Here is a 10,721-nt window from a genome sequence, read left to right on the forward strand (position 1 = left end):
CCATCGGCGTCCAGTGCCCGACGGGACGCGACGGAGCCCCCCTGGGATCGTATCCGTGAGCAACCTCCGATGGGCGGTGTGCGTGGACGTGGTGTGGTTGACGGCATGACCAAGACGGCGGCGGCAGAAGACGTCGCTGCCTTCGAGCACGTGTACCGGTCGGCGTACGCCGGCACGGTCCGGGCTGCGATCGGGTTGTGCGGTGACAGGCACGAGGCCGAGGAGGTCGCCCAGCAGGCCTGGACCAACGCCTACCGGCGACATCTGCGGTCTCCGCTCGAGGACGTCGTGCCGTACGTCCACCGGGCGGTGGTGAACGAGGTCCGCAGTCGCGCACGACGCGCAGCCGTCGTGCGTGCCCACGCACGACTCCGCCGCCCGGGCGTCGCAGTGGCCGACGCCTCGGACGCGGTCGCGGACCGATTGGTGCTCGCACCCCTGCTGGCGCGGCTGCCGCTCAGGATGCGCGCCGCCGTGGTGCTGCGGGTGGTGGCTGACCTCTCCGTCGCACAGACCGCGACCGTGCTGGACATCACCGAGGGCGCAGTGAAGTCCGCCACCTCGCGCGGCCTGGCCCGACTCCGCGCGCTGCAGGAGGAGACGACGGATGGTTGACCCAGGATCCCCGCGACTAGCCAGCGACCCCACCGCGCGGGCACTGCGCGACGAGCTCGCAGCCGTGCACGTCGACACCCCCGCACTCGACGACCTGGTCGCCGACGTCGGCCGCGCCGGACCGCACCGGGCTCGGCGTGTGCCGGGTGCGGCGGTCATGGGTGTGGCCGCGGCGGTTGTCGTCCTGCTGGTCGCCGTCGTCGGGCTCGTTTCCCGACCGGCCGATGAGTCGGTGCAGCTGGGCACACCCCCGCCCGCCGCGCAGCCGACGACCGCTCCTGCTCCCGTGGACGCCGTCGAGCTCCTCGGAACCTCCTACCGGTCCGTCGACGAGCTCCCCGACGCCCCCCTCCCCGACGCCACGTTGACCCTGCTTTTCCAGGACCCCACTACCGATGACGCCGAACCTTCAGGTGGCGATGTGATGCTCGGTTTCGGCACCCATCCGGGGTGCAACGGCGGCACCGTCGCCATCGAGCTGGACGACGATGGAACCATCCACACCGTCAGCTCCGTCATCTCGACCGCCGCGGGATGCCCTGACGACGAGACCGCGATGGACCGCTGGGCGACGGACCTCATCACCGGCCAGCCGACGCTCCTCGGCGTCGGCGAGGATCGCCTCCGGCTCACCACCACGGACGGGGTCGCCATCGACCTCGTCCGCCAGGCGCCCGGGTGGGTCGCCACCGCGACACCCGCCCCGGACACGATCGGCGAGCCGCCGCCCGCATCGGTCCCGCCGACGGCCAACGCCACGGACGCGGACGGCGACCCCATCGCGGCAGAGATGCTGGTCGGCCACATGATCGGCGAGGGCGCGGGTCTCGGCTACGTCGTCCGGCCCATCCAAGGCGCGCTGGTCATCCCACCCGACGGTGTCGTCGCCCGCCATTGGGATGGGCAGGCCTGGCAGGCGACACCGAGCGAGCGGTTCGGCGTCAACGCGGACGCGGGGCTGCAGGCAGGACGGCCGTTCCCGGCCGGGGTCATGCCCGACGCCGGCGCGGAGGGCTTCGAGCCCGGTTGGTATGAGGTGCAGGCCACCGTCGTGTCGCGCGGCGAGTCCGAGCCGCCTGCCACGCTCACCATCGGGACCCGCGTTATCGTCCCTCCACCCGACGCCGACCTCTCCACCCTCGCCGACGTCCTGCCAACCCACACGACCGCCACCTCCGGTGACCAGACCGTCGAGATGGCCATCGACAACGGCACGCTCACCATCGCCAGCGCCGGCTCCCCCCACGTCACGCTGCCCGACGTCCGCGTCAGCCGCTACGACGCCCGAGGGTGGATCCCAGGTCCAACGGTCGTACCCCAGGGCACCAGCCTCGATCCAGGACAATCGATCGACATCGCACTGGACCCCCTGCTCGACGGCGCGGACGCGCTCCGAATCGAGATCGGCGTCCTGGAGCCGCTCTACGCCGCCCTCGAGTACGTCGGCTGACCCCACCGACCTCCTCCGCGGCCTACGTCGACGGGGAGCCCCGCTCGCGATCGTCGACCGCTGCTGCTCGAGTGATGGTCCACCACCCGAGGACCCCGAAGGCGATGAATGCCCCCGCGTAGAACAGGGCCATGCCCGTCCGTCCTCGCACCATCCAGATCGGGCCCGGGATCGCCCAGACGGCCCCATGGAGAACACCCCACAGGACGGGGTGGCGCTTCAACCACGCCGACGAGCGCGCACCCCACCGGAGGTCCCGGTCCGTGGTCGCTGCCCATGCGAACACTCCCATGACGAGGACGAACGCAAGGGGGCCTGCAACGAGGAGCACGACCTGCCACCACCTCATTGCGACTCCGCGTCCATGACTGACCTTCCTCGGTGCTGCGGTGACCGTCCTACCCCCGAGACGGAACGATGGCACAGCCGGACGTCATGGAGTCGGTCGGGCAGGCCATCGCAGGTCTGACGTCCCGGGCGATGACCACAGCACCTCTGGGTCCGCGGACGGTCGACGCACGGTCTGGGTTGGACCCGACGCGCTCCATGCCACCCGACTTCACCGCGCATGCCAGTCCCCGGCGTGCGCGTAGCCTGTTGATAGGGCGAGTTCAGCGCCGCCACCGGCAGGAGAGCAGCCGTTCCCGCATGCGTGGTCGCCCTGTTGATAGGGCACGTTCTGCCGCCGGCTCGGAACCATGAGCACCCGGGCCGGTTTGTGCCTCACCATGGAACGTCTCGCGTGGAGGTCACGTCTGACACGGCAATGTGGGCCCGACTACTCGTACTCAGCTCGTTGCTGGTACTGACCGCGTCCTGCACGACGGTGACCGCGCCGACAAGAACGGCGGAGGTCGAGCCGGTCTTCACCGGTGGCGAATCCCTGCAGACGCTCCTGCCCACGGCGGGCGAGGGCGCCTTCGAAGAGCTGCGGGAACGGCTGGCGGTCTTCGAACGCAACCGCTATGGCCAGGAGTGGACCACAACCGACCTGCTCCTCGGTCTCGTCGGCGATCTCGGTGATCTGGCCAAGCTCGTCCAAGCACACGAAGGCAAACGGGATGTCGCAGACCTCGACCGAGCCCTCGTCCACGAGCTCGGGGACTGCCTGTGGGCACTCATCGTCATCGCTGACCGACTCGGAGTGGACCTAGACGATGCGCTTCAGACGATGTCCAGCGACGTCCACCGCTGGCTGGACGACCAGGCGCAGTGAGTCTGGAGGCTGACGGATCACTGACAGGATTCGAAGAGCAGCCGATACCCGAGGTTGGCCAGTCGCGCCTTAACCCGCCACGGACGTGCAGCGGTCACGGCCAGAGGCGCGACCCACGCGCATAGCGCCCAGTCGCGTGATGCCCGTGCGGTCAGGTTGGCTCGTCGGGTCAGCAGTTGAGTCGGTCGTTGATCTGGCGGATGGTGTGGACTGCCGTCTGGCCTGCTTCGGGGTCGAGGTCCATGGGCAGTGCTTTGATCAGGGCGATGCTGTCGCGGTCGCCGCAGTGGCGGAGCAGCCGCACGCACCTGCTGAGCTTGAACCTCGGCAGGTGCTGCTCGAGCGCGGCGTGCAGGAGCGGGCGGATTCGGTCAGCGTTACCTGTTATGAGGTCCTCGAGCGGACCCGTGCGGTCGTGGATGGCCATGCCGAGCAGGATGACAGCCCGCCCGGCCGCCGCCCGATCGCCATCCAGCACGGCCCAGCAGTTCTCGGCGAGGTCGTCGGGGGGCTCCGACAGCAGAGTGAGCAAGGCGTGGGAGCGGCGCTGCTGCTCGTCGGCGTCGGCCGGAAGCGCAGGGTGATGCTGGAGGGTGACGGCGGCCTGGGCGGCGGTGACCATCAACTCCGCGTCCCCGCTGGGGTTGGGCGTGTCGCCAATCGGGGTCGTGAACAGCCGGGTCAGCAGCATGTGGATCCGCCGCTGGTGGTCAGGGTTGGCGTGCCCGGCACGGACGACGATTTCGCGAAGGTAGATTGCCGCCCAGAACGACGTGACGTAGGAGTCGGCCTGAGCGGCTCGCAGCAGCAGCTCGAGCTGGCTGGGTTCGTCGAGGGTCTGGAACGCCTCGTCGACGGGCCCGACGATTTCCTCGGGCTCGAACCGCAGGCCGAGCACGTCCAGTGCCTGGTCGGCGACGGCGGCCGCGTCGGGGGTGCCGGTGAGGTCCCGCATGGCAGTCACGAGGTCGTCGAGGTGCGGCGCACCGGTGAGGGCGCCAAACGTCGCGAGCACCTCGGTCTGGGTCGACGTAAGGAACATGTGGTTGGTCGGCAGGGTGCTGACGGCCTTGGCGATCGCCGATCGGCCGGCCGGCGTGTCGATGGCCTGGGCGTGCTGCTGGGCGGCCCACAGGACATTCAGCCGGAGGTGGTACATGCGGTGTGACCAGGCGAGGTTGACCAGCTCGACCAGCGCTTCGACGTCGACGGTCTGAGCCCACCGTCCGTGGAGGGCCGCAACGTCGAGCCGCACCGGCCCGGCGGATGGGTTGAGAGGGATCAGCTGGTCCCATGGCGTCGTCGTCGACTGCGGCCCGGACATCTGCACGCCGCGGAGCACCTCGGCGATTCCGACCGTTGCCCTGTCGCTGACGGTCCCGGCGAACATCGTCTCACCAATCAGCTCCGATGTGGCGTGCCCGCCGACCGATGATGGAAGGTCGGCGAGCTGCCGGGCGACCAGCTGATCGGTGCCGTCGGCAAGCTCGAGGACTTCGTCGATGAACCGGCCGAGCCGCAGACCGGCGGTGTGCAGCAGCGCCCGGCCGTGCCGGTGGGTCCCTGACCAGTAGCTGGTGTGGAAGTCGCGCGGGATGAAGACGGCGGCGGTCTCGTTGTCGGCGCAGGCGCGGAGCTCCCGCCGGATAGCCGTCTCGGCGGCGTGGCGTAGGTCGTCGCCCAAGTGCCCGTCGACGGCGCCGCACAGCAGGTCGGTCCGGTCCAGCTGCGACAGTGCCGCTGCGGCGACGTCCCGGTCGTCGTGCAGCGTCAACGCGGCGGCGGCGTGCGGCGCGTTGGCGTTGATGGTTAGCACGGCGACGAACTGCTCGGCAGTGCTCGCCTTGCGGCTGAGCGACTCGGCGATGAGGTGGTCGCGGAACAGCTCGTGGGCGAACCCGACGCGGTGGCCGCGGCGGTCCAGCAACCCGCAACCCAGCGCGGCGTCGATGGTCGCCGGGCTGCTCCCGTGCCGTTCCAGCTGGGCGATGGCGTCGCTGAGCCGAAGCGTCGACACGAGTTGGTCGTGCATGCGCGAGGCGATGTGGCGGACCGCCGCCCGCGTTGGCTCGGCGGGCGCGACCGCACGGATGTAGGTCTCGTGCAGGTCCGTGACCGTGGCGGTCGCCGGCAGGGCCGCGTCGCAACGGGCTGCGAGCGCAAGCTCGTGAGGGCTGGTGAAGGTGCCGGCTGCCCGGCGCGTATCGGCAGCCCCGTGGACGCGCAGCAGGGCGGCCCGGGCGTCGTCGTGGGGCGGGCCGATGTGGACCGTCGTGGCCGTGGCGGTCTCGACGTGTGAGAGGTCGTGCCCCGTGAGCAGCACCCCCGCCGGGGTCCGCAGCGTGCAGGCGTTGAGCTGCTCCAGCAGGACCGCGCGTCGGTCCTCGGGGAGCCGCTCGGCGCCATCGACGATCAGCGTGATGCCGCTTTTGGCGGTCCCGGCGGTGCGGCACAGGTCTGCCCACGGGCGTGTGCTGTACGGCGCCATGCTACGGGCCAGCAGGTCTGACAGACGCCCGTCGAAGTCGGTGGCACGTAGCCAGACGACGAGCCGCCCCGCGGCGGCATGGCGACTAGCGACGTGGCGGGCCAGATGGGTCTTGCCGGCGCCGGGGGGACCGAGCAGGGCGACGTGGTCGCCGGCGCGCGCCGCTGCGTCGATGTCGTCGAGCGTCGCCGTCCTTGGCCCGTGACCTGCGGGCTCGGCGTTGAGCAGCGGCAGCGGCACCCAGTCGCGGAGGTCGTGCTCTAGGGACCGGCAGGTCCGGCTGACATACTCCGCCATGTCAGCCTCGGCCTGGGCCTGGGCCGGGTCAACCGTCTGTTCGGCGTTGGTGAGGCCCAGGTGGCGGATGTAGGCGTCCCAGTTGTCTGGACCCCACGGGAAGGTCTGGGGCTGGTCGCTGGTGGCCCAGGTGAGCAGGTCCCTGTACCCCAGCACCTCCACGAAGCGGGGCGGCTCGATCTGTGACCCGGCGGGGATCTGCTCCCACATCACCACCGCTGCGTTGAAGTGCCGCTTGAAGTCCACGTCAGGACCGTCGATGACGGCCCGGTGGGTCAGGCGCCGCATCTCATCGGCTATCGCGTATTTCGCGTCCAGCGCCTGCCGGCCGGCGTTAGTCCGCTCTAGCAGCCGCCCGTCGGGGGTTTGCTGCGCCCACTGGTTCGGCGTGCCGATCACAGGCAGCTCCGCCGACCACGCCTTGACCTCCACGTGCAGCACCGCACGGTTGACGATGACCAGCAGGTCGATCTGCCGCTTGTTGTCCGCGATGAAGTTCGCGAGAAGCACTGCGCCCCGGCCCGCCTCACGAAGGTCTGTCCGGAGCCGGTGGATGAGCGCTAACTCGCCCGGGTCGGTGACGGGGTCTCCGACGTACAGCGGAACGAACGCAGCGATTGGGGTGTTGTCCATCTGTGCCGGTGGGCCTCCACCGACGGCTGCGGACCACCTTACCGGATGGCCGAGGCACCCGCGCTAGACATCGACAACCAGCCAGGTGGGCGGCAGCCGATGAGGATGGCTAATCCACGACCCGTTCTACGACGGAACGACATGAACGTCGTCATGATCGACTGGCTGCCCACCTGCATCGTCCTCGCCCACGGCGATCAGGCCCCCTTCCTCTCCGCGTGGGGCCAGCCCGGTGGAGAGTTCCTGTGCCCACCAAACGGACGCTGGTTGGCTCCGTCCGACGCCGGGACACCCAGGAGCGGACGTCACCTTTGACCGCCGCGTGGACGCGGGCGTGAACGACCTCAACCCCGGACTTGCTGACGCTTCCATGAGGCGACGGGAGCCCCGGCTCTCCCGATGCGCCCCAGCCCACTTGCACGTAGCCCCCGACCTCCTCAAGAGTCGGGCCGTCTCCCGAAGGAGCCTGAGACCAGCCGCTCTCCCATGCCGAGGACGTTTCTGCGGAAACGCCCGAGAGCAGCCGTTCCCGTAGGGTCTGGCAATGGATAAACCCACGGAGGACCCGACCGACAGCCCCTCCCTCGCGCCGGATCTGCTCGGCCATCTCCCCATCGGGGAACGGCCGGTGCTGGACCCAGACGGGATCGCCGGGTGGGAGATCTTCCCCTACGAGGTCGACACGCTCACCCCGAAGGTCCTGGAGCCTCCGGTGCTGCCCGAGCCGCCCCGCCAGGGCGAGGACGGCCCGACGAACTGCAGGGTCTGCGCCCCCAGCGACAACGAGGTCTGGACCGACGGACGCTGGTGGGTTCACCACACCGGGGGACCGACCGCAGTTCCCGCCCAGGTGTGGCTGGGACCCGTCGCCCACCACGACCTGGATGACCTGCCTGTCGACCTCGTTAGCGAGTTGGGGCCGATGCTGCAGCGCGTTAGCCGTGCCATCGCCCGGCTGCCCGGTGTCGGACGGGTCCACGTCAACCGATGGGGTGACGGGGCCGCGCACCTGCACCTGCTGCTCATCGCCCGTCCTGCCGGGATGATGCAGCTCCGCGGTTCGTGCCTGATCTCCTGGGACGACCTGCTGCCACCCATGCACCGGCAGACCTGGGAGACCAACATGCACGCGATCGCCGCCGCGCTCGAAGCCGACGAGGACACCTGACGAGCCACCGCACGCGAGTCGAAGCCAGTAATCCATCCGCGCGGTCCCCATGAGTCCGTCCGGGATCAGCGATCCCTAAGGTCGGCCTTGCCGCGGAAACGTCGCGGAGCAGCCGATGTCCGAGGCCGAGGACGTTTCCGCGGAAACGCTTGAGAGCAGCCGATACACCATGACTCGCAGACGGTTCGAGGAGCCGCAATTGCGCCGTGTTCTGGTACGGTGAATGCGATGTCCGGAGGCGAGTGGGTCGTCCTCATCGGGACGGGATTGATCGGGGTCTATGGCCTTCTGAACTTGTTGACGCCTCGTTTGACTATTCGCTGGCAACTTCGCTCTACCAATCGCCAGGAAGCTGCGAGGCATCGTTTAGGTCTGTCGGTCGGGAGGGCCTTCGCCGAATTGGTCAGGGCTACAGGGACGAGGCCGTGGACTGATGCGCGTGTGAGACGGCGAGTCAGGTGGATTGGGCTGGTCGAGGTAGCTCTCGCGGCGGTCATGGGCGTCGCGCTGCTGGCGACCGCATGACAGGGAAGTGGTGCGCTCCCAAGCCCCACGCGGGCAGATATGAAACCAATCTCGCGGAAAGCAAGGCCGCCGGTGCCCTTAGTCCGCGTCCAGTGGTCCTAGCTCATGACCGTCGTACTCCACACCGGCTCGAGCGGCCAGCTCCTGGAGTCGCTCAGCGTCAACATCAACGTCTCGGCCCTCAGTGAAGACGTGAATCCCCCACTCTCCGGCCATGGGTCCCTCCTGAACCTCAACACTCTTGGCGGGGATGGCCGACGCAGCCGCTTCAGCAACTCGTTGTGCCACATCCACGCTGCGCGCATACATGTAGTGGTGAATTCTCATCGATGCCCGACTGGACGAGGAGTGCTGGGATGACCTTTCGTCTGACGTTGACGTAGGTGCCTCTGATGACTTCTGCTTCCAGATGGCGTGCATCTCTGCCACGCCATCGCGAGGTGTCCACTGGCGCCTGATGCGATCTGCGATCTCTGAGAAGCCGATCGCCTCATATGGCGAAAGATCCATGATCTCATCGACGGCCGCTGGAGCGTAGTCTCCCGTCATCGGGTCAACTATGTACCACTGCGTCTCAAATGCCTGTGTCCAGGCGCGGGCGAAGCTCCGATAGCGGATTGCGACATCATTCTCTGGCACGGCATAGATGCCGCAGTGTCGGAGCTCTTGATGCCGCGATTGCAGCGGTTCCCAGGGAAGCCACAGCTCTGACCGCCGAACTAGTTCACCTAGTTCTGGCGCTCTCTCGTACACACCGGGAAGGGCACGGCAGATGCTCATGCCCAGAGCGTCATGGCTTAGGAATTGCAGGTAGACAAGTCCTGAATCAGTCTCGATCTCGAACACACTTCCGCGCTGCAGTCCGGCCGCCGTGCGCTTCTTCCCGAGGGAGAACGGCTTCATGTGCGTTCCCATGACTGGGCGTTGCGATCGGTCAGCTCGTCCGTGTCGGTCCGACTGCTGGATGTGGGCCAGGTGGTCGCAGATCCGGTTAGGCGCTTGTTCCTCTGGCGTCGCCAGATCATGTAGATGATGACGACCAAGAGGGCACCGAAGAGGACGACCAGATTCGCCGTGGCTTCGCCATGAGGCTCGGCGAGGACGTTCCCGAGCAGAAGTGCACCAAGTACTCCTATGGCACTGCTCGTGGCCCAAGCAGCCGTCTTCCATGCGGACGTCTCGGCGTCAGGCTCATCTACTCGGTAGAGCACGCTGTTGTCGTCGAACTCGCCAAGCCGCTCTGAGATTCGACCCATGGCGTGGGGATACCCCGCGGGCATGCCAATGACTCCCGCGCGGGTTGGCGGAGCAGCCACGGAGAGATGCATGCGCGCTCTTGGGGACATCCTCGCTGGACCGTCGTCGCGCTTGAGCCAGCCATCGTGCCGGCAGCTCGCAGCACCGTTGGGTCGATCTCCTCCCAACACCCCTTTCCTGGGGGTAGCAGCCGCTACGACACGCCCGGTGTCCTGCTGGTAGGGCGCGTCCACCTCCGATCCGCCTACTTCGGGAACTTGCCGGATGCCCCCGGCGATCCCCCCGGCCAGGGTCCATGCATGTGCCGGCCGAACGGGCTTCCCTGCCGTTGGTAGCTTCGGCCCCCGGGAGGTGGCAGTCTGGGTGAACCTATGAGTTATGGCGACTGCGACAGCGTGCCGGTGACAACGGGTCGTGAGTGAAGCCGCAGCACCTCCTTTGATCTGCCACTGTGGCCGTTCATCCCGTCTCCGAGGCCAAGGACGTTTCCGCGGAGACGCCCGAGAGCAGCCGCTCTCGTAGGTCTGGGAACCGGGCAGCCACCATCCGGTGCGTCCACCCCATGCTGACCGACGATGGATTGCTCCACCCTGGCACGTGAAGCGATATCATGCGCTATCGACGAGGAGGCCATCGGATGTCAGACGTGCTGATCAGGGACGTGCCCGACGAGGTCGTCTCCACCATCGACGCCCGCGCCAAGCGGATGGGGATCTCGCGGACCGAGTACCTCCGGCGAGCCCTCATCCGTGACGCCCGGGTCAACGCTGGGGCCGTCAGCGTCGATGACCTCCGCGCGTTCAGCGAGCGCCACAGGGACCTTGACGATCCCGACATCATGCGGTCCGCCTGGTCGTGACCGAATGGCTCGCCGACAAGTCCGCACTCGTGCGCCTCGGTGAGAGTCCGGACGCCCAGGCGTGGGCTGACCGCATCCAGCGTGGCCTGGTGCACGTGACCACGATCACCCGCCTGGAGGTCGGCTTCTCCGCCCGCTCCGGCGCGGACCTGCGCACCGGGTGGCGGACCCCGCCGCTGGCTGCCATGTCAGTGCAGTTCCTGACCCCGGCCA

Annotated in this window: 8 protein-coding genes and 1 pseudogene; 6 read left to right on the plus strand and 3 right to left on the minus strand. The window is 68.3% G+C overall.

Annotated features, from left to right (window positions below; translation table 11 throughout):
• Positions 1–105 precede the first annotated feature (105 nt).
• From ACEQ2X_RS21750 to ACEQ2X_RS21760, 3 genes are all read left to right on the plus strand, one after another.
• Positions 106–615, plus strand: a complete 510-nt coding sequence (locus ACEQ2X_RS21750; protein ID WP_370327978.1) for a sigma factor-like helix-turn-helix DNA-binding protein — start codon at positions 106–108, stop codon at positions 613–615.
• The gene (locus ACEQ2X_RS21755; protein WP_370327979.1) at positions 608–2,065 is read left to right on the plus strand and encodes a hypothetical protein; all 1,458 of its coding nucleotides are present in this window, start codon (positions 608–610) and stop codon (positions 2,063–2,065) included. Before ACEQ2X_RS21750 ends, ACEQ2X_RS21755 begins: the two co-directional genes overlap by 8 nt.
• A gap of 796 nt (positions 2,066–2,861) precedes the next feature.
• Entirely contained in the window at positions 2,862–3,281 is a 420-nt protein-coding gene (locus tag ACEQ2X_RS21760) for a hypothetical protein (RefSeq protein ID WP_370327980.1), read from the plus strand.
• Between the two features lie 169 nt (positions 3,282–3,450).
• Here ACEQ2X_RS21760 and ACEQ2X_RS21765 read toward each other — a convergent pair whose 3' ends face one another.
• On the minus strand, positions 3,451–6,699 hold the full coding sequence (locus tag ACEQ2X_RS21765; RefSeq protein ID WP_370327981.1) for an NERD domain-containing protein: 3,249 nt from the start codon (positions 6,697–6,699) through the stop codon (positions 3,451–3,453).
• 544 nt (positions 6,700–7,243) lie between these two features.
• On the opposite strand from ACEQ2X_RS21765, the gene ACEQ2X_RS21770 reads away from it, so the two are divergent.
• Positions 7,244–7,867: a hypothetical protein gene (locus ACEQ2X_RS21770; RefSeq protein ID WP_370327982.1), complete on the plus strand. Its 624-nt coding sequence runs from the start codon at positions 7,244–7,246 to the stop codon at positions 7,865–7,867.
• 603 nt (positions 7,868–8,470) lie between these two features.
• Here the strand turns inward: ACEQ2X_RS21770 and ACEQ2X_RS21775 are convergent.
• Together ACEQ2X_RS21775 and ACEQ2X_RS21780 are read right to left on the minus strand one after the other, a co-directional pair.
• Positions 8,471–9,295: a hypothetical protein gene (locus ACEQ2X_RS21775; RefSeq protein WP_370327983.1), complete on the minus strand. Its 825-nt coding sequence runs from the start codon at positions 9,293–9,295 to the stop codon at positions 8,471–8,473.
• Positions 9,292–9,648 (minus strand): hypothetical protein, encoded by a 357-nt coding sequence (locus ACEQ2X_RS21780; RefSeq protein WP_370327984.1) that lies wholly within the window; start codon positions 9,646–9,648, stop codon positions 9,292–9,294. Before ACEQ2X_RS21780 ends, ACEQ2X_RS21775 begins: the two co-directional genes overlap by 4 nt.
• 638 nt (positions 9,649–10,286) lie before the next feature.
• Here ACEQ2X_RS21780 and ACEQ2X_RS21785 point away from each other — a divergent pair.
• Together ACEQ2X_RS21785 and ACEQ2X_RS21790 are read left to right on the plus strand one after the other, a co-directional pair.
• Positions 10,287–10,508: a ribbon-helix-helix protein, CopG family gene (locus ACEQ2X_RS21785; protein ID WP_370327985.1), complete on the plus strand. Its 222-nt coding sequence runs from the start codon at positions 10,287–10,289 to the stop codon at positions 10,506–10,508.
• Positions 10,499–10,721: pseudogene (locus ACEQ2X_RS21790) on the plus strand (VapC toxin family PIN domain ribonuclease); the annotation flags it as partial. The gene ACEQ2X_RS21785 and the pseudogene ACEQ2X_RS21790, both read left to right, overlap by 10 nt.

The sequence above is a fragment of the Euzebya sp. genome, from assembly GCF_964222135.1.
GTDB lineage: Bacteria > Actinomycetota > Nitriliruptoria > Euzebyales > Euzebyaceae > Euzebya.

Coding starts and splice junctions, on each gene's coding strand:
- ACEQ2X_RS21785 (WP_370327985.1), top strand. CDS start 10,287: ATGTCAGACGTGCTGATCAGGGACGTGCCCGACGAGGTCGTCTCCACC.
- ACEQ2X_RS21775 (WP_370327983.1), bottom strand. CDS start 9,295: ATGAAGCCGTTCTCCCTCGGGAAGAAGCGCACGGCGGCCGGACTGCAG.
- ACEQ2X_RS21755 (WP_370327979.1), top strand. CDS start 608: ATGGTTGACCCAGGATCCCCGCGACTAGCCAGCGACCCCACCGCGCGG.
- ACEQ2X_RS21780 (WP_370327984.1), bottom strand. CDS start 9,648: ATGGGTCGAATCTCAGAGCGGCTTGGCGAGTTCGACGACAACAGCGTG.
- ACEQ2X_RS21765 (WP_370327981.1), bottom strand. CDS start 6,699: ATGGACAACACCCCAATCGCTGCGTTCGTTCCGCTGTACGTCGGAGAC.
- ACEQ2X_RS21770 (WP_370327982.1), top strand. CDS start 7,244: ATGGATAAACCCACGGAGGACCCGACCGACAGCCCCTCCCTCGCGCCG.
- ACEQ2X_RS21750 (WP_370327978.1), top strand. CDS start 106: ATGACCAAGACGGCGGCGGCAGAAGACGTCGCTGCCTTCGAGCACGTG.